Source organism: Citrobacter sp. 50677481 (assembly GCF_001463265.1).
In the GTDB taxonomy this organism is placed as follows: domain Bacteria; phylum Pseudomonadota; class Gammaproteobacteria; order Enterobacterales; family Enterobacteriaceae; genus Citrobacter_A; species Citrobacter_A sedlakii.
Genome location: NZ_LNHZ01000039.1, coordinates 50,330 through 68,743, shown reverse-complemented (window position 1 = coordinate 68,743; position 18,414 = coordinate 50,330). Strand labels below are relative to the sequence as shown.

Annotated in this window: 18 protein-coding genes and 1 other annotated feature; of the genes, 4 read left to right on the top strand and 14 right to left on the bottom strand. The window is 54.6% G+C overall.

The features are described 5' to 3' along the window. Positions 1-5: 5 nt before the first annotated feature. Positions 6-1,328 carry a D-serine ammonia-lyase gene (gene dsdA, locus APU02_RS10050; RefSeq protein WP_060569976.1) on the top strand — a complete coding sequence of 441 codons (1,323 nt, stop codon included), beginning with the start codon at positions 6-8 and terminating at the stop codon, positions 1,326-1,328. A 52-nt stretch (positions 1,329-1,380) separates the two neighbouring features. Here the strand turns inward: dsdA and APU02_RS10045 are convergent, their stop codons facing one another. The 5 genes from APU02_RS10045 to APU02_RS10025 form a co-directional block, all read right to left on the bottom strand. Beyond that, positions 1,381-2,493: an anaerobic sulfatase maturase gene (locus APU02_RS10045; protein ID WP_157845136.1), complete on the bottom strand. Its 1,113-nt coding sequence runs from the start codon at positions 2,491-2,493 to the stop codon at positions 1,381-1,383. Next, positions 2,490-2,852 (bottom strand): DUF202 domain-containing protein, encoded by a 363-nt coding sequence (locus APU02_RS10040; RefSeq protein ID WP_060569974.1) that lies wholly within the window; start codon positions 2,850-2,852, stop codon positions 2,490-2,492. The genes APU02_RS10045 and APU02_RS10040 overlap by 4 nt, the downstream gene beginning before the upstream one ends. Beyond that, positions 2,842-3,189, bottom strand: coding sequence for a YidH family protein (locus tag APU02_RS10035; protein WP_042287198.1), 348 nt, complete (start codon positions 3,187-3,189; stop codon positions 2,842-2,844). Before APU02_RS10035 ends, APU02_RS10040 begins: the two co-directional genes overlap by 11 nt. A 101-nt stretch (positions 3,190-3,290) precedes the next feature. Further along, on the bottom strand, positions 3,291-4,784 hold the full coding sequence (locus tag APU02_RS10030; protein ID WP_060569973.1) for a sulfatase-like hydrolase/transferase: 1,494 nt from the start codon (positions 4,782-4,784) through the stop codon (positions 3,291-3,293). Then, on the bottom strand, positions 4,781-6,496 hold the full coding sequence (locus tag APU02_RS10025) for a solute:sodium symporter family transporter (RefSeq protein WP_060569972.1): 1,716 nt from the start codon (positions 6,494-6,496) through the stop codon (positions 4,781-4,783). The genes APU02_RS10030 and APU02_RS10025 overlap by 4 nt, the downstream gene beginning before the upstream one ends. Before the next feature lie 167 nt (positions 6,497-6,663). On the opposite strand from APU02_RS10025, the gene APU02_RS10020 reads away from it, so the two are divergent. After that, on the top strand, positions 6,664-7,539 hold the full coding sequence (locus APU02_RS10020) for an AraC family transcriptional regulator (protein ID WP_060569971.1): 876 nt from the start codon (positions 6,664-6,666) through the stop codon (positions 7,537-7,539). A gap of 32 nt (positions 7,540-7,571) precedes the next feature. Here the strand turns inward: APU02_RS10020 and APU02_RS10015 are convergent, their stop codons facing one another. The 3 genes from APU02_RS10015 to ibpA all read right to left on the bottom strand — a co-directional run bounded on the left by APU02_RS10015 (position 7,572) and on the right by ibpA (position 10,370). After that, entirely contained in the window at positions 7,572-9,233 is a 1,662-nt protein-coding gene (locus tag APU02_RS10015; protein ID WP_042287210.1) for a putative transporter, read from the bottom strand. A gap of 186 nt (positions 9,234-9,419) precedes the next feature. Further along, positions 9,420-9,848 (bottom strand): small heat shock chaperone IbpB, encoded by a 429-nt coding sequence (gene ibpB, locus APU02_RS10010; RefSeq protein ID WP_042287214.1) that lies wholly within the window; start codon positions 9,846-9,848, stop codon positions 9,420-9,422. A gap of 108 nt (positions 9,849-9,956) precedes the next feature. Continuing rightward, positions 9,957-10,370, bottom strand: coding sequence for a small heat shock chaperone IbpA (gene ibpA, locus APU02_RS10005; RefSeq protein ID WP_001532742.1), 414 nt, complete (start codon positions 10,368-10,370; stop codon positions 9,957-9,959). Further along, positions 10,364-10,436 (bottom strand) — a sequence feature (ROSE (Repression Of Heat Shock gene Expression) occurs in the 5'-region of heat shock genes and acts as an RNA thermometer to modulate expression.). Its footprint overlaps the gene before it by 7 nt. A 242-nt stretch (positions 10,437-10,678) precedes the next feature. Between ibpA and APU02_RS10000 the strand changes: the two genes are divergently transcribed. Beyond that, the gene (locus tag APU02_RS10000; protein ID WP_060569970.1) at positions 10,679-11,011 is read left to right on the top strand and encodes a YceK/YidQ family lipoprotein; all 333 of its coding nucleotides are present in this window, start codon (positions 10,679-10,681) and stop codon (positions 11,009-11,011) included. Here the strand turns inward: APU02_RS10000 and APU02_RS09995 are convergent, their stop codons facing one another. Next, positions 11,012-12,238, bottom strand: a complete 1,227-nt coding sequence (locus APU02_RS09995) for a DUF3748 domain-containing protein (RefSeq protein ID WP_060569969.1) — start codon at positions 12,236-12,238, stop codon at positions 11,012-11,014. Positions 12,239-12,337: 99 nt separating this feature from the next. On the opposite strand from APU02_RS09995, the gene cbrA reads away from it, so the two are divergent. Continuing rightward, on the top strand, positions 12,338-13,444 hold the full coding sequence (gene cbrA, locus APU02_RS09990; protein ID WP_060569968.1) for a colicin M resistance lipid reductase CbrA: 1,107 nt from the start codon (positions 12,338-12,340) through the stop codon (positions 13,442-13,444). Here cbrA and APU02_RS09985 read toward each other — a convergent pair. From APU02_RS09985 to dgoR, 5 genes are all read right to left on the bottom strand, one after another. Further along, positions 13,441-14,778, bottom strand: coding sequence for an MFS transporter (locus APU02_RS09985; protein WP_060569967.1), 1,338 nt, complete (start codon positions 14,776-14,778; stop codon positions 13,441-13,443). The two genes, cbrA and APU02_RS09985, sit on opposite strands and share 4 nt — an antisense overlap. A gap of 76 nt (positions 14,779-14,854) precedes the next feature. Next, positions 14,855-16,003, bottom strand: coding sequence for a galactonate dehydratase (gene dgoD / locus APU02_RS09980; protein ID WP_042287229.1), 1,149 nt, complete (start codon positions 16,001-16,003; stop codon positions 14,855-14,857). Continuing rightward, on the bottom strand, positions 16,000-16,617 hold the full coding sequence (locus tag APU02_RS09975) for a 2-dehydro-3-deoxy-6-phosphogalactonate aldolase (protein ID WP_060569966.1): 618 nt from the start codon (positions 16,615-16,617) through the stop codon (positions 16,000-16,002). Before APU02_RS09975 ends, dgoD begins: the two co-directional genes overlap by 4 nt. Beyond that, positions 16,601-17,479 (bottom strand): 2-dehydro-3-deoxygalactonokinase, encoded by an 879-nt coding sequence (locus APU02_RS09970; protein ID WP_060569965.1) that lies wholly within the window; start codon positions 17,477-17,479, stop codon positions 16,601-16,603. Before APU02_RS09970 ends, APU02_RS09975 begins: the two co-directional genes overlap by 17 nt. Continuing rightward, positions 17,476-18,165, bottom strand: a complete 690-nt coding sequence (gene dgoR, locus APU02_RS09965) for a D-galactonate utilization transcriptional regulator DgoR (protein ID WP_042287238.1) — start codon at positions 18,163-18,165, stop codon at positions 17,476-17,478. The genes APU02_RS09970 and dgoR overlap by 4 nt, the downstream gene beginning before the upstream one ends. Positions 18,166-18,414 lie beyond the last annotated feature (249 nt).

The window sequence follows — 18,414 nt, the reverse complement described above, 5'->3', positions numbered from 1 at the left end:
GTACTATGGAAAACATTCAACAACTCATGACCCGTTATCCCCTGGTAGAGGATTTGGTGGCGCTGAAAGAAACCACCTGGTTTAACCCTGCCACGACCTCTCTTGCAGAAGGTTTACCCTACGTGGGGTTAACGGAAGCCGACGTAAAAGGTGCGCACGCCCGGCTGGCCCGCTTTGCGCCGTATCTCGCGAAAGCCTTTCCGGAAACCGCTGTTAGCGGCGGGATTATTGAATCTGACGTGGTGGCGATTCCGGCAATGCAACAACGGCTGGAAAAAGAGTATGGACAGGCCATCAGCGGCGAAATCCTGCTCAAAAAAGACAGTCATCTGCCAATCTCCGGCTCCATTAAAGCCCGTGGCGGCATTTATGAAGTGCTGGCTCACGCAGAGAAACTGGCGCTGGAAGCCGGTCTGTTGACCACCGAAGATGATTACAGCGCGCTTCTCAGTCCAGAGTTCAAAGCCTTTTTCAGCCAGTACAGTATTGCGGTAGGTTCAACAGGCAATCTCGGGCTGTCGATCGGTATTATGAGCGCCCGCATCGGCTTTAAGGTCACCGTGCATATGTCCGCTGACGCCCGCGCGTGGAAAAAGGCTAAACTGCGCAGCCACGGCGTTACCGTGGTTGAGTATGAAGAGGATTACGGCGTGGCGGTGGAGCAGGGGCGCAAGGCGGCGGAGGCCGACCCGAACTGCTTCTTTATCGACGATGAAAACTCGCGCACGCTGTTTTTAGGCTATGCGGTGGCCGGGCAGCGTCTGAAGGCGCAGTTTGAAAAACAGGGGCGCGTGGTAGACGCCGCGCATCCGCTGTTTGTCTATCTGCCGTGCGGCGTGGGCGGCGGTCCTGGCGGGGTGGCATTTGGTCTTAAACTGGCCTTCGGCGACCATGTTCACTGCTTTTTCGCCGAACCAACCCATTCGCCGTGTATGCTGCTCGGCGTGTATACCGGCCTGCATGACGCGCTCTCGGTGCAGGACATTGGGATTGATAACGTGACCGCCGCTGACGGGCTGGCCGTGGGACGCGCCTCAGGATTTGTTGGCCGGGCCATGGAGCGCCTGCTGGACGGGCTATATACCCTCGACGATCAGACCATGTACGACATGCTGGGCTGGCTGGCGCAGGAAGAAAATATCCGTCTGGAACCGTCAGCACTGGCGGGTATGGCCGGGCCGCAACGCGTCTGCGCCTCGGCAGACTACTCGCGAATGCACCGTTTTACGCCGTCTCAGCTCGCCAGCGCGACGCATGTGGTCTGGGCAACCGGCGGCGGCATGGTGCCGGAAGCGGAAATGGCGCAATACCTTGCGAAAGGGCGTTAGTTTCCTGTTGAAACAGGCCGGATGGCGCAGTGCGTAACCGGTCTGCCGCCACTTAGTGCAGCATCGCCATCAGTTCCATCGGTGAGCGATGCATTTTAATGAGGTCGCGCATCACACGCATATATGGCGCAGTATGGGAAAAAAAGGCTCTGTAGCCCGCGCACAGCGGGCTTTTTCCTGAGGCATCTCGATGTTTAGGGCAGTCGCCATGGCAGAATTTTAGCCAGACGCAGCGCTGACAGGTTGCGGTCAGGGTGGTGTTTTTACTGCGACCAAATGCCTCCACCTGCGGCATCTCATTGATGACTTTCAATAACGTGTGATGAATATTACCTAACAGATACTGCGGATAAACGTAATGGTCGCACTGATACAGATCGCCATTCGCCTCCAGCGCAAACGCATGACCGCAGGTTTTACTTAACGCACACATCTGTGACGGGTAGCCGCACCATACGCCCAGCGTCGAATCGAAAAGCTGGACATAGACGCGGCCAATATCTTCCCGCACCCAGAGGTCAAACACGCGGCTCAAAAAATCCCCCCACGCCCGCGGCTCGACGGACTCTGCGCTCAACGCGCCGGTTTCGTCATATTCCACCAACGGAATAAACTGCAAAAACGGCGTGCCGAGCTGACGAAGATAGCGATACATTTCCTCCGGCTGCTGGCTGTTCAGCCGATTGACCACCACCAACAGGTTGAACGCGACGCGATGCGCGACAAGCTTCTCCAGTGCGTTGATGACGTTATGATGGGTTGGGCGCCCGCTTCGGCTCACACGATACGCGTCGTGCAGCGCCGCCGGACCATCCAGCGACAGTCCAACCAGCCAGCCGTTGTCATGCAGAAAACGACACCAGTCGTCATTAAGTACTATGCCATTTGTCTGGAAGGCGTTGCGGATCTGTTTCCCCTCGCCGTACTGTTTTTGTAAGGCAACGACGCGGTGGAAAAAATCCAGGCCACAAAGGGTCGGTTCGCCGCCCTGCCAGGCAAACAGCACCTCCGGCCCCGGCTGCGCAGCAATATGTTGCTGGATAAACGCCGTGAGCGTGGCGTCATCCATAACTGGCTGGGTGGGTTTATCGATATAAAAACAGTAACGACAATCAAGGTTACAACGTGAACTGGCCGGCTTGGCCATGACCTGACATCCTGTCATGCGAAATTCCCGATAAAGGCAATAAGTTGGCGAATGTGCGTAACAGCAAACAGTATTGCGAGGGATAACACCGCGAGGGAGATCATAAATTTGTCACGCACTGCTCTGGATTGCGAAAAATCCGGGTGCGTCACGTCCATCAGGTTACGATTCAGGGTGTAGCGCCAGAGGATAATCGCGACTACCGCCAGCACCGCGATGGAGACCCAGAACAGAAATCCGGCCTGATGCCAGTTGTGTTTGACCGCCAGCGCCATCAACGCGCCATAGCCCAGCAGTGTCCGAAACCAGGCCAGCGATGTGCGTTCAGGCTGTAACCCGGGATCGGCAATCCGCCGCGCTTTCCGGCTATCCGGCATACAGCACCAGCGCGATGACGATTGCCGCCACAACCATCAAAATCAAGCTGATAATCAGCAAGCTATGCGTGTAGGGTAAATCTTCTTTCAGGCGCATCGCCTTTTCGTTACGTAACCAGCGAAGATAGCCGTAAATCGCCAGACCGCCCGAAAACAGGCACAGCAGTAGCGCCAACAGTTCACGAATCACCGGCGTGGCGAAATCCGGCGCGAGCTGGTCGAGACCGACGCCTGCCGCCAGAAAACCCAGCGCGGTGCGGATCCACGCCAGAAATGTACGCTCGTTTGCCAGCGAGAAGCGGTAGTCCGGCGCTTCTCCAAGGCGGGAAATCTTCATCAGGACTCCTTTTCATCAATATTGCCTGGCGCCGGGGCGGCTGACGCCTTATTCGGCCTACGGGTATGCGTAAACGCAGGCCGGGCAAGCAAACATTGTAGTCAGAACTTCTGTTTTTTCTCCTCCACTTTCACGCCCTGAGTGGGCAAACCGGTATCGTAATCACGCACAACCGGCGAATAACCGTCTTCAGGACGCGGGCGGAAAGCGCCCATCCAGCGCGGCTGCGCGTCTTTGCGCCACGGGCGCAGACTCCACTGGTACGTTCGAAACGGATCGCGGATTTTGTCCATATAATCCAGTAGCGCATCGTGCATCGCGTTGCGAACCTCAGTGAAACCGGGGTCATCGATCAGGTTATTTAACTCATCCGCATCGTTTTTCCGGTCATAGAGTTCATCAGTAGTGAACAGGTTAAGCACCAGCTTGTATTCCTCCGTCACCCAGCAGCGCACCGGAATAAACCCGCCAAAGCTGTCGTGTTCAATCTCGTAGCGGTTGAACTCCACCATCACACCGCGCGGCGAATGCGCGGCCAGAATATTTTCACCCGGCAGAATATCCGGCTTATCCATACCCGCCAGCGCCATCAGGGTCGGCAGCAGATCGATATGGCTGACCGGGGTATCCACCTGACGGCGCTCGCCCTGTGGCGAACGGATGATCAGCGGTATGCGCGTGATGTCATCGTACATCGCCGCCCCTTTACTGATCAGCCGATGCGCGCCCATCATTTCGCCATGATCGGACGTGTAGATCACCCAGGTATTTTTCCGTTGCTCCGGCGTTAAAGCATTAATGACCCGTCCGATCTGATCGTCAACAAAATCATTGCAGGCGAAGTAGAGCGGGTGGTAATAGCGCCCGTCTTCGCCCACCGGTGAGGGCATTGCCTGGGACCACAAGCGATGATGTTCAGGCTTGTTTGCCAGCGTATCGCGCGCTTTCGCCCCCAGTTCGTAATAAAAATCCTGATATTTCTGCAAATACGCTACCGGGCAGGTAAACGGATGGTGCGGTTCGTCGTAGGAGACAACCATCAAAAATGGCTCGTCAGCGCGGGCGGGCTGGTGAAGAAAATCCACCGCCCGGTTGCTGATGCGATACGCCCAGGTAAACGTCTCATCAATGTTGTTGGCCTGTAAATCGTCTATGCTGTTCAGGCCGTTACGCCACAAGGCGATCTCTTTCTCACTCAGTTCCGCCAGGTAATTCGCCCCGTCGTACCAGTAGTCAGCGTCCCATTCCGGCGGGCATTCGCCAGTCCCAAAATAGTCGTGCCCGTCAAGGTGCCATTTCCCGATATAACAGGTGTGGTAGCCCGCATCTTTAAAATAACGCCCCATCGTGGAGATATTTTTCCCCGGCGCGACATTGTTCGTCCACGGTCCGGACTGATTGGCGTAGATGCCGGTAAACAGTCCCGCGCGGGCGGGCGTGCACACCGGCGAACAGGTAAAGGCGGAATTGAAGCGGACGCCTTCGGCGGCCAGCTGGTCAATATGATGCGTGTTCAGCGGCTTACCGCTGTAACACCCAACCATATTGGTTGCCTGAGTGTCGGTCATGATGAACAGAAAGTTAGGCCGGGTCATGCGTTTTCCTTAGCGTCAGGGACACAGGTCGCAGCGGCAGAACGGCGGGTCTGCCAACTGCTGTAGATCAAATAAAAAATGACCAGCGCTGTTATGCCGTAACTGAGAATGGTCAGCCAGCGGGTAGAATAACCACCAAACTGCGCGAGTCCGGAATAGACGCCAATCATGGCGGACAGGATGCCAACGGAGGCGATCTTCGCGTTTTTCCACGGCTGCATGTCCACCGCAAACGCGTCCTGAAACCTGAACGGCGTGGCGCGCGGTTTGATCGCGCCGATGATGAGCATGACGAAAACATTGATGCAGAAGGTACAGGCCAGGACATAGAGGAAGTGAAAATCAAACTTCACCAGATAGTTGATGGTGATATAACTGACAATTCCCAGCGCCATCGCCACTTTTGCCGCCAGGGCAGGAATCCGCGGGAAGAAAAAGCCCATGATAATAATCGTCACCAGCGGTACGTTATAGATGCCGTTAAGCTGTTTCATCCAGCTGTAAAGCCCTTCCGGCGCGTTGGCGATGCACGGCGCCACCAGAACGGAAATAATGGCGATGAAGAAGCCGAATTTACGTCCGACGCGCACAAGCTGGTCTGGTTGCGCCTGCGGGTTGATGATGCGGCGATAAATGCCCATGCTGAATAACGTGCTGGCGCTATTAAGAAAACCGTTGAAGGTGCTGATCACCGCACCAAATAATACCGCGCCAAAAAAACCCACCAGCGGAACCGGCAACACATTATTCACCAGCGTCGGGTACGCCATATCCGCTTTAGGTAAATCCTGATACAGGTGAAACGCAATCAATCCCGGCAATACCAGCACCAGCGGGTCGAGCATTTTCAGTACGGCGGTTAATAACGCCCCTTTTTGCCCTTCCGCCAGGCTTTTCGACGCCAGCGTGCGCTGCACAATGCCCTGATTTGTGCACCAGTAAAAAGTGTTTACCAGAATCAGGCCGGTAAACGCCGCGCCAATGGGCAACGGATCGTTCGCCCCGCCAATGGAGTTTAATTTTTCCGCATGCACGGTAGTGAGCTGTTCAATACCCTGTAAAAAACTGCCTTTCCCCATGGCCATTAAGCCAAATATGGGCACTAACAGGCCGCCAATCACCAGACCGATACCGTTGATAGAGTCGGCCACCGCCATTGCCCGCAGACCGCCGATAACCGCGTAAATAATCCCCGCCAGCCCGAGTAAAATAACCAACAGCCAGATCGCCGCGCCGTGGGATATTTGCAGCGATTCGCTGATATGAAACAGGCTGTTTAACGCCAGCGCGCCGGAATACAACACGATCGGCAGAAAACAGACGCCAGTCGCAATCAAAAAGCAGAAGTCAATAATAATGCGCGTCGTTTTATCATAGCGCTCTTCAAGAAAATCAGGAATGGTCGCGATGCCGCGCTGGAGATAACGCGGCAGGAAGATCAGCGCGAGGAAAATTAAGGTAACAGCGGACGTCACTTCCCATCCCATGACCGACATCCCGCTCTTGTACGCCTGGCCAGAAAGGCCCACCAACTGTTCGGTGGACAGGTTGGTCAGCATTAACGACGCGGCGATAACCGGCGCTTTCAGTGAACGCCCCGCCAGAAAATATCCCTGTTGCGAACCGGTATCCGTTTTGCGTACTTTCCACCAGGTGATCGCCGCCACCAACAGCGTAAAGCCGACAAAGCTCAAAATTTGTAGCGTATTCATCTCTTAGCCCTTTTAGTGTTTATGTCCCGGCGCGCTCGGTGTAGGGAAGAGCAATAACAGGCCGGTTCAGGCAGTCAGATTTCTTAAAGTACATACGTCATATCCCTGAACGGATCCTTTTCTGTTATGTTCAGGTTGTGAGCATAATTCTCCGGCGAGAAATTAAAATGAATGGAAATTTGCAAAGTTCGCATGTAAAAAACGAAACGACGTACAATATTCCGCTGTTGATTAATGAAAATGTGATCTCCAGCGGCATTTCATTGATATCGCTGTGGCACACCTTCGCCGATGAACAGTATCGGGTTATTTGGCCACGCGATAAGAAAAAACCGCTAATCGCCAACGCCTGGGTCGCTGTGTATACCGTTCAGGGGTGCGGAAAAATACGCTTAAAAGACGGCGAACAAATTACACTTAATGGCAATTGCATCATTTTTTTAAAACCGACGGATATTCAGTCTTATCATTGTGACGGATTGCTGTGGGAACAATACTGGATGGAGTTTACGCCCACCAGCGTTATGGATATTCCTGTTCGTCAACAAAGCGTTATTTATCAGGGTGAGGATTATAATAATGAACTGGAATATGTCTCACAATTAATCACGTCGCCAGAGCCGATCAAAAATAACCTTGCCGTCGCGTTTCTCACCAAAATAATTTATCAGTGGATTTGTCTTATTGACGCAGAAGGTAAAAAAGATCCGCAACGTCTGCAAATTGAAAAACTTATTGCCACTCTCCATGCCAGTTTGCAACAGCGCTGGAGCGTCGCTGATATGGCGGCAACGCTTCCCTGTAGCGAAGCCTGGCTACGTCGGCTCTTTTTACGCTATACCGGCAAGACGCCGAAGGAATATGTACTGGATGCCCGGCTGGAACTGGCGTTGTCGCTGTTGAAGCAAGAGGGAAATACCGTCGGGCAGGTGGCGGACAGGCTCAACTTTTTTGATTCGTTTCACTTCAGCAAGGCGTTTAAACAGAAATTTGGCTATGCGCCATCGGCAGTGCTGAAACGTAAAAATGAGTATGCCGGATAAGCGCAATTCACAGCGCTATCCGGCAGCCAACGTTATCCTAACCCCCAAAAAATCACCGCCAGCAGTTGCGGCGTGATAATTCGCAGGAACATCACCAGCGGATACACCGTGGCATAAGAGAGCGCCGCCGCGCCGCTGGTGGCATGCAGGTTATTCGCAAACGCCAGCGCGGGCGGATCGGTCATTGAACCGGCCAGCATTCCGCACAGCGTCAGGTAGTTCATTTTGGCGAAAATTCGCGCCAGCAGACCAACGGTAATCAGCGGGATCGCGGTGATAAATATGCCGTAGCCAATCCAGCTTAAGCCTTCGCCCTGGGTCAGGGTATCGATAAAGTCACCGCCTGATTTCAGGCCGACAACCGCCAGGAAAAGCACAATACCCAGTTCCCGCAACGCCAGGTTGGCGCTCGGCGGCATAAACCAGTACAGCTTACCGACGCTGCCGATACGACCGAGGATCAACGCCATAATCAGCGGCCCACCCGCCAGCCCCAGTTTTAAGGCCACCGGGAAGCCAGGAATGAACAGCGGAATGGAGCCCAGCAATACCCCCAAACCGATACCAATAAATACCGGCAACATCTGTACCTGCTGCAGCTTCTGCTGGGCGTTTCCAACGACATTGGCCACGGCATCGATCGAGGCTGGACGGCCCACCAGATTGAGAATGTCGCCAAACTGCAAGCTGGCATCGCTACTGGCGACCAGCTCAACGCCTGCGCGGTTGAGTCGGGAGATCACCACATCGTAACGTTCCTTAAAATGCAGATCGCGGATGCGCTTGCCGAGCACTTTTTCGTTAGTCACCACCACCCGCTCAACGCGTAAATCGGTGCCCCGCGTTGAAAGCGAGGTATCCACTTCCTGACCGATAACCAGCTGGGCGTTATGCAGATCGCCGGGCTGCCCAACCAGGTGCAACAGATCGCCAATCTGAATGACGGTGGTCGGCGACGGCACCATTAGCGTCTCCTCACGCTTCAGACGCGAGCAGATAATTTTGTCACTGTTCAGGATGGGCACATCCTGGATCGCCATATTGTTGAGGTTAGGGTTTTCAACGCGGATATTGATGGTCTGTATCAGTGAATGTCCATGAGTGAGCGTCGATTCATGCTGTCGCGCTTCCGCATCGACATTGACGCGGAAAATCAGCCGCATCAGCCACATGGTCAGCAAAATGCCGCAAATACCAAACGGATAAGCCATCGCGTAGCTCATCCCCATCTGATCCACCACCTCCATGGGCGTACCCAGATCGCGCAGAATTTGCTGCCCTGCCCCCAGCGCCGGGGTATTGGTCACCGCGCCAGAAAATATCCCCAGCACCACCGGCAGCGGGATAGCGAAGATTTTATGCAGGATTGCGGTGACCAGGCCGCCCATGATGACTATCAGAATCGCAAACAGGTTGAGGCGTAAGCCTGAAACGCGCAGCGAGGCGAAGAAGCCCGGCCCCACCTGAATGCCAATGGTGTAGACAAAAAGGATCAGGCCAAACTCCTGGATGAAGTGCAGCATATCGCCGCTCAGCGTCACGCCTGCCTGGTCGACAAAGTGGCCGACGATAATCCCGCCGAACAGCACGCCCCCAATGCCGAAGCCGACACCCCGCACCTTGATATTGCCGATCCATAATCCGACAACTGCCACCAACGCCAGAACGCTGACCGTCAATGCTATATCACTCATTTTTATTCCCTGTGAATAACATTTGAATTTATAAGGATTATGACTGAATCGTTCAGGCATATATGCAGACTGGCGCACATTATGATGTTACAAAAAACCGGAAAGGCGCTTAAGACGGGCGTGTTGTACGCTTCACACAAAAAAGCCCCGTCATTTCTGGCGGGGCAATGGCAAGGAGCTATTTTATTAGCTGTTTAACGCGGGACGTTCGCTAATGGCGATACGTTGCGGAGCAAGGGTTTCCGGCACATTGCGGGTTAAATCGATATGCAGCAACCCGTTAACGAAAGTGGCGCCGGAGACTTCCATATTTTCAGCCAGGGTGAAGCTCAGGCTGAACGCCTGGCTGACCAGCCCCTGATGTAACCATTTGGTCTCTTTTTCAGGCTGTACGGGGGTGCCTTTTACCGTTAACCGTGTGCCTTCCAGTTGAATGTCCAGATCTTCCTGACGAAAACCGGCCAGCGCAAGGGTAATGCGGTAGTGGTTATCGTCGCTTTTTTCGATGTTATAGGGCGGGAAGCTCTGGCTTTCACCGGCATTTTGCAACGCGCTGGCCAGTTTGTCGAAACCGATCCATTGACGCAGCAGAGGGGATAAATCGTAGTTACGCATCGTTGTTTCTCCTTCTAAGAAGCGAGTTAAGCTTGCGAATCCGCAGATTCGCCTGTGCTCCCTGACGGCAAGCACTGTTTAACAGGCCGCGCAGCGCGGCCCGCGGAATTAGTTGATCTCGATACGGCGCGGTTTGTTCGCTTCCGGAATCACGCGCTCAAGCTCGATATACAGCAGTCCGTTTACCAGATTCGCGCCACGAACATGAATGTTCTCGGCTAACTGGAACTTGCGCTCAAAGTTGCGTTCCGCAATGCCCTGGTAAAGGTAAGTACGTTCTTTTTGCTCATCCGCGTGAGCGCCTTTCACCACCAGCAGGTTATCCTGCGCGGTAATTTCCAGTTCGCTTTCTGCGAAACCGGCAACGGCAATCGCAATGCGGTAGTGGTTTTCGTCTACCAGCTCAACGTTATACGGAGGGTAGCCGCCATTGCTCTGGCTCTGGTTGTTCTCTAGCAGGTTAAACAGGCGGTCAAAACCAATTGCAGAACGGTACAGCGGGGATAAATCAAAGTTACGCATAATCAATAGCTCCTGAAATCAGCGAGAATATATGACCTTCCATCATGGACAGGTCTGGTAGTCAGAACACCCATCAGGCGTGTCCTTCATTCGTCTACAACATCAAAATGGGTCTGATTGCGAACTTTTCAAGCGCGTCCGGCGGACTTTTTTTTGCAGTTTGGTGTCTATTGCATAGACTGGGTGGGTAAGGCACGTAATGGTAAAGTGCGATAACCGCCACAGAGCGACATGATGAGGATGTTTTTCTGGCAAGGGACAGCTATAACTCATCATGCAAACACCCATAATCAATAGATGAATAAATCATGATAAGAAATGTGTTGTTAACGCTGATGATGTGCAGTGGGATGGTTTTACTGAGTGGTTGCTCCAGCGTAATGTCACATACTGGCGGTAAAGAGGGAACTTACCCAGGCACGCGCGCCAGCGCCGCGATGATTGGCGACGATGAAACCAACTGGGGCACCAAATCGCTGGCGGTTCTGGATATGCCTTTTACCGCGGTAATGGACACGATTCTTTTGCCGTGGGATTTGTTCCGCAAAGACAGCTCGGTCAGGTCGCGCGTTGAAAAAAGCGAGGAGAGCACTCAGGCCACCAATGCCGTGATCCCGCCAGCCAGAATGCCCGTACAATAATTACAGACTGGTTTCTGTCACCCAAAGCTGCCGGAAACCGTCAACGTCTTCCATCCATGCCACCCACTTGCCATCCGGCGAGAACACGACGGCATCCGCAGACGGCGGATTCCCGTGTTGCTGGGTCAGAAACGTCGTCACCCCGTTTTGCGCATCGCAGCAGGCGATGCGGTTATCCAGCACAAATCCCAGCCATTTTCCCGACGGATGCCAGTTAAACGCAGACTGTATGCCCGTAGCATGGCGCGTCAACTGCCGCGGTTCGCCACCCTGCGCCGGAATAAGCCAGAGCTGCACAATCCCTTTATCATCGCGCATCAAAAAGGCAATTTCGCTTCCCTGTGGATTGCTACGTACCCAGTGGCGCGGCACGTTGACCAGCCCCGGGAAACGACGCGAGTGGGTGAACGTCAGGCGACGCTGATTCACGCCGCGCGGCGGCGCGGGCAAGGTTGACGCCGTACCTTCCAGCGGCGCGTCGCCGGGGGTTTTCCAGCCCGCCTCATCCTGAGGGAGATCGACCAGAAACAGTTCCGGCACCTTTTCGCCCGTCACGGAAAGCGTGTCGCCAATAAACGCCAACGCAGCGTTACCCACCCAGCCTTCTTCGTAGGCGCGGTTGATTTCATCGCTACCCGGCTGTGGCGAAGGCGTGGTCTGACTGACCAGCACACACCAGTGGCTGCCGCTGTACTCACGGGGATGCTCTGCGGAAACAGTAACCGGACCATACGGCGTCGCGACGCCAACGTTGCGTAAATCCAGCGCCAGGTCGCGCTCATGAAGCACATGATCGTTATAGGTAAAGCTGACAAATTTCCCGTTCGGGCTAAACACATGGACATGACTGCCGCCACGCAACGCGCCAGGCGTCCAGGGCGCGGTGATGTCCATCGCATCAAGAGTCGACACGCTTCCCGCTTCAGCGATGACTCCGCGACGGTGATGAAAATCGTACTGCCAGTGCGCATCCGGATGCTCCGGTCCGTGAATGAACACATATTTTTCAACCTGCGGATGAACGGTCACGACGCCAACGTGCGCCCCCCGATCGGCACGGTAAATCACCTCCCGCTCAGCGGTATATATATTGACCCGCTCAATGGTATCTCCCGTAAACGACGCGCCGGACGGGCGAACATCAAAAACCAGCCAACTGCTGTCCGGCGTCCAGGTATTGATATTGGTAAGCTGATGATGACGCGGCGTAAAGGTGACTTGCTTCATGAGTTAGCCCGTTGCAAAACGATTTTGCTCATCATACTTCACAAGGACTTCACTTTCAGGCTTTAGCGTAGCGTCATCTTTATTTTTGCGGACAGAAAGATGGAACATTTCGACGTTGCGATTATTGGCCTTGGCCCGGCGGGCGCAGCCCTGGCGCGTAAGTTAAGCGGTAAGATGCGGGTCATCGCGCTGGATAAAAAGCGTCAGTGCGGAAACGAAGGCTTTACTAAACCTTGCGGCGGCCTGCTGGCGCCAGATGCACAACGTTCATTTATTCGCGACGGAATGACGCTCCCTGTGGACGTGATCGCTAATCCGCAAATATTCAGCGTTAAGACGGTAGACGTTGACGCAGCCCTCACGCGTAACTACCCGCGCAGTTACATCAACATTAATCGCCATGCCTTTGATTTATGGATGAAGTCGCTGATCCCTGACGATGTGCAGGTTTACCATGACAGCCTGTGCCGTAAAGTCTGGCGGGAAGAGGGCAAATGGCACGTTATTTTTCGCGCCGACGGCTGGGAGCAGCAGATTAGCGCCCGCTATCTGGTCGGTGCCGATGGCGCAAACTCACTGGTACGCCGTGCTCTTTATCCACAACATCGGATTCGCAAATACGTCGCTATCCAGCAGTGGTTTGCGGAAAGCCATCCGGTGCCGTTTTATTCCTGCATTTTCGATAACGCCGCCACGGACTGTTATTCCTGGAGCATCAGTAAGGATGGCTATTTTATCTTTGGCGGGGCGTATCCGATGAAGGACGGACAAGCCCGTTTTGAAGCATTAAAAGCCAGGATGGAAGTATTTCAGTTCCGCTTCGGCAAACCGGTAAAAAGCGAGAAATGCACGGTTCTGTTCCCGTCGCGCTGGGCGGACTTCGTCTGCGGTAAAGAGAATGCCTTTCTGATTGGCGAAGCGGCAGGATTTATCAGCGCCAGCTCGCTGGAAGGCATCAGCTATGCGCTGGACAGCGCGGAGATCCTTCACGGTATTTTCGGGCAGAAAACAGCGGACAAAAATAGCGCTTACCAAAAAGCGACCCGCAAATTACGCCTTAAGCTGTATGGCAAAATCCTGAAGAGTCGGGTATTAACCTCGGCGATGACCCGTAGATGGATCATGCAAAGCGGCGTGGCGCATATTCCCGTAACGCAGGATGACCAGCCCACCGTTAACGCTGGCAGGCTGGTAAACACGCCTTAACCGACGCGTTTTACATCCCCCACCAGCAGGATATAAGAAAGGGCGCCCACCAGGGCAACGGCTGAAATATAGACCAGCGCCGGGCCAAAGCCGTAATCCTGCGCCAGGTAACCAATAACCAGCGGTACGGTGATCCCGCCGAGCCCACCGACAAAGTTAAACACGCCGCCGGTCAGGCCGATCAGTCGCATCGGGGCAAGCGATGAAACCAGCGACCAGGTGATAGAGGCAAACCCATTGCCAAAGAAGGCCAGCGCCATCAGAGTCATAATCCAGACCGGATCGTTGGTGTAGTTAGCCCCCATAATACAGGTTGAGATTAACAGGCCGCAGATAATCGGCGTTTTACGCGCCACGCCGAGGGAGAAGCCTTTTTTCACCAGTTTGTCTGCCAGCCAGCCGGAAAGCAGGACACCGAAGAACGCGGCGAGGAAAGGCACCGTCGTCATAAAACCGGCTTTCAGGGCAGTGATGCCTTTTTCCTGCGTCAGGTAGTTCGGAAACCAGGTCAAAAAGAACCACAGCGTCGAGGTTACCGCAAACTGCCCCAGATAGACGCCCACCAGCTTGCGGTGAAACACCAATTTCCAGTCGGCTTTGCTCAGCGGCTGGCGCGCCTCTTTCTTCACCGGCGCGTCGCCGTCCACCAGGCCGCCGCCGTCACGAATATAGTCCAGTTCCGCTTTGCTGATACTTTTGGTCAGGCGCGGCGGCTGGTAGACCTTAAACCAGATCAGCGACCAGATAATGCCAATCCCGCCAGTGACGATAAACACCCAGTGCCAGCTCAGCAGCTCCTGGATCCAGATAAGGAGTGGAGTGAGGAATGCCAGGCCGACAAACTGCCCTGAGGTGTAAAAACCCACAGCGGAAGCGCGTTCATGCTCCGGGAACCAACTGGTCACCATCCGGTTGTTGGTTGGGAAAGCGGGCGCTTCGAAAATCCCGGTAATCGCACGCAGGCCAATCAGCGACAGCAATCCGGTCGCGAATCCCTGGAACAGGGTCGCCACCGACCAGCCGAGAATGGCAATAAAGTAAGTCAGGCGCGACCCCACGCGGTCAAGGAACCAGCCGCCGGGGATTTGGCACAGCGTATACAGCCAGGCAAACGCCGAGAAAACATAGCCCATTTCCGCTTTGCTGATGCCAAACTCCTCCTGGATATGCGCTGAAGCCACGGCAAGGTTGGCGCGGTCAACATAGCAAATCACCACGGTAATAAAGATCATAATCAGCGTCACATAACGACGACGCCCGGTTTTTGCAGCAGTAACTGGAATATCCATCGCAATCTGTCTCCAGATTTTGGGCATAGCGAAGCCGCTCACCATGCCCTGTAATTTACAGAGGGTGTGTTTAATTTTTTTAATTAAAAACGTAACCGGAATGCGCGAAGTATGGCGCGTATTACCACTCCGCTACGCTGCCGTCTTCATGACGCCATAAAGGATTACGCCAGTCCGGCGCATTTTTGCTCAGCTCGATGACCTTCGCTTCATCAATTTCTACGCCCAGACCCGGTTTCATTAATGGCCTGAAGAAACCGCCTTCCATGTTGAAGTCTTCTTTATTCTTCACAAAGTCGAGCAGCTCCGCGCCCTGGTTGTAGTGAATACCCATGCTTTGCTCCTGGAACACCGCGTTGCGGGAGACAAAATCCACATGCAGACAGGCCGCCAGTGCGATGGGTCCAAGCGGGCAGTGCGGCGCCAGGGCCACATCGTACGCTTCCGCCATCCCGGCAATCTTGTAGCATTCAGTGATGCCGCCCGCGTGGGAGAGATCGGGCTGTAATATCGCAATGCCGCCGGCTTCCAGCACGCGTTTGAACTCAAAGCGCGAGAACATACGTTCACCCGCCGCGATCGGAATGTGCGTCTGTTCTGCCAGTTTCGGATAGTATTCCGCCTGCTCGGCCAGTACCGGCTCCTCAATAAACAGCGGGCGATACGGCTCCAGCTCTTTAATTAGCACTTTTGCCATCGGCGCGCTGACGCGTCCGTGGAAGTCCAGGCCAAACTCAATTTCGCTGCCAAAGGCTTCACGGATTTGCGCCACGGTATTGACGGCGCGGTCTATCGCCCGAGAATTGTCGATAACGCCCAGCTCTTCGCAGCCATTGAGTTTGAAGGTGTCAAAACCAATCCCACGCAGCTTATTGATGCCATCAATCACCTCTGCAGGACGGTCGCCGCCGACCCAGCTGTAGGCTTTGATTTTATCCCGCACCAGACCGCCCATCAGTTGCCATACGGGCGCATTCAGCACTTTCCCTTTGATATCCCATAACGCCTGGTCAATACCGGCGATGGCGCTCATCATGATCGGGCCGCCGCGGTAAAACCCGGCCCGGTACATGACCTGCCACAAATCGTTGATACGCGCTGGATCCTGACCAATCAGGTAATCGCCAAATTCATGGACTGCCGCTTCCACCGTGCGCGCGCGTCCTTCAATGACCGGTTCGCCCCAGCCAACTACGCCTTCATCGGTTTCGATTTTCAGGAACATCCACCGCGGAGGTAAACGGTACGTGGTGATTTTCGTTATCTTCATTTCACTGCCTCTCGATACGCTTTAACAAATGCTGCCGCCTGCTGCGCGGTTCGTTCCACTGACTGTCCGGCGCGATAAAGATCGCTGCCCAGCCCCGCCCCCACACAGCCTGCGTTTATCCACTGCGCCAGGTTTTCCGGCGTTACGCCGCCCACGGCAAAGACCGGCACGCTGGGGGGTAAGACCGCTTTCAGCGCTTTGATGTAATCCGGGCCAAAGGCCGACGACGGGAAAATTTTGAGAGACTGCGCGCCCGCATCGAGAGCGGTAAAGGCTTCTGTGGCCGTAGCGCATCCCGGGCAGACGGTCATGCCGTAGCCCACCGCGCGGCGAATCACGTCTGGGTTGATATTTGGCGTAACAATCAGCCTACATCCCCACTGTGCGAGCTGGTCTACCTGTTCGGGTTTAAGTACCGTTCCGGCCCCGATCAGCGCCCTGTTACCAAACGCATCGACGACTGTCGGAATGCTTTTTTCCCATTGCGGAGAGTTAAGTGGAATTTCAACCGCATCGAAACCGGCGTCGATGACCGCGCCGACGTGTGCCAGCGCTTCATCGGGCGTAATGCCGCGTAGAATTGCGATTAGCGGAAGATCAGTTTGCCACTGCATGTGCGATGCTCCTTATGCCTGCCTGAAATGCCGTATCGCCGGCTACCGTCGCCACCTCGCGCCCGACAGCGTGAAATGCCTGCTGATAGCGCGCGGTCAGCGATGAGCCAGCAACAAGGGTGATGGCCTGCTCGCCTGGGATAAAATCGCCCATACTGGCGACTTCCGCGCCAATCAGCAGGCCGGATAAAAATTCGCTGACCTGCTCTCGCGGCAGGCTTCCCAGCACGTGGGAAGCGCGAACTTCAAAGAGTTTTGGCAGAACGTCAGGCGAGTTGAGACCGCGCTCCAGACCGGCGCTGAACGCCTCCGGAGACGGAACCTGATCAGGCAAACCTGCGCCCACCAGCGAATGACGCAGCAGCAGGTGATGCAGTTCTCCTGTCATCACAGTGCGAAAATCGTGGATTTGCTCAGCATCGGTCTGCACCCATTTGCAGTGGGTTCCGGGCATGACATAGACAGCGGAAGGGGAGAGCGAACGGGCGCCCAGCAGTTGGGTTTCTTCGCCACGCATCACGTTATGATTATCCTCGCGCGAAACGCTAAGCCCGGGAATAATCCAGATATTGTCGCCAACAGACGTTACATGCTCGCCAATGGCCGAGAAACTGGCGGGAACCGGTAAATAAGGGGCGATTTTCCAGCCCACGTTACTGCCGATCATTCCCGCCATCACTACCGGCGTAGCGCCGTCGCGCCAGGCATCGGTCACTTCTGCTAACACCGCCTCCGGGGATTTACCGTTCAGACGCGTTACGCCCGCTTCGGATTGCCTGCTCTCCAGGCACTGCTCGCCCTGATATAGCCAGGCGCGCAGATTGGTCGATCCCCAGTCAATTGCGATGTAGCGTGCTGTCATGTGATTTCCTTGAGCCTTCGTGTCGAGCTGGCGATCATGGTTAAGGCCGCCTGCTCTGCCGCATCGCTATCCTGATGCCGTATTGCATCGAATAGCGCCTTATGTTCCTGGAGCGTTTTCGGCATATTGGCCTCATCGCCCATCCAGGTCCGTTCAAAAACTGCCCGCTGTAGCGAGCTAATCGCCACGCTAAGCTGCTGTAAAACCGGGTTATGTACCGACTGCAACACCGCCTCGTGGTAGCGAATATCCGCTTCATTGAAGGCATCCCGATCCTGGTTGTTGGCGATCATGTCATTGAGCGCCGACTCGATTTCTGCCAGATCGCTTGAGGTCGCGCGTTCCGCTGCCCAGCGTGCTATAGCCGGTTCGACCAGGTTACGCACTTCACTCATTGCGCTAATCAGGCGCGGGTCGTAGTCGTTTTCCAGTACCCATTGCAGGACGTCAGTATCAAGGTAATTCCACTGATTACGTGGCGTAACAAACGCCCCGCGATAACGCTTCATTTCAATAAGGCGTTTCGCCATCAGCGAACGGAACACTTCGCGAATGATGTTGCGTGAGGTTTCAAATTCCTCACACAGCTCCGCCTCTGCCGGAAGCGCTGAACCAGGTACGTACTTACCGCTAACAATCTGTTTGCCCAGCGTGATAACGATGCGATCGGTTTTATTGAGAGTCATGAAAAGTCCTTCTGCTCTGAATGTACCGCTCTACTTTACCGTTACCGCTGAAATTCGCCTCAATTTTGTAGTACTAACGTGACGTCATTCGTCATTGCCATGCGCGAACTGTAGTACAACACTATTGTGCTGTACTACAATTTAGATCACAAAAACGACAATCGGTAATAAAAATGTTATGAGAGAGAAACGAAAGACATAAAAAAACCCGCAATAAATGCGGGTGGGGTTGTTTGCCGAATAACGGCT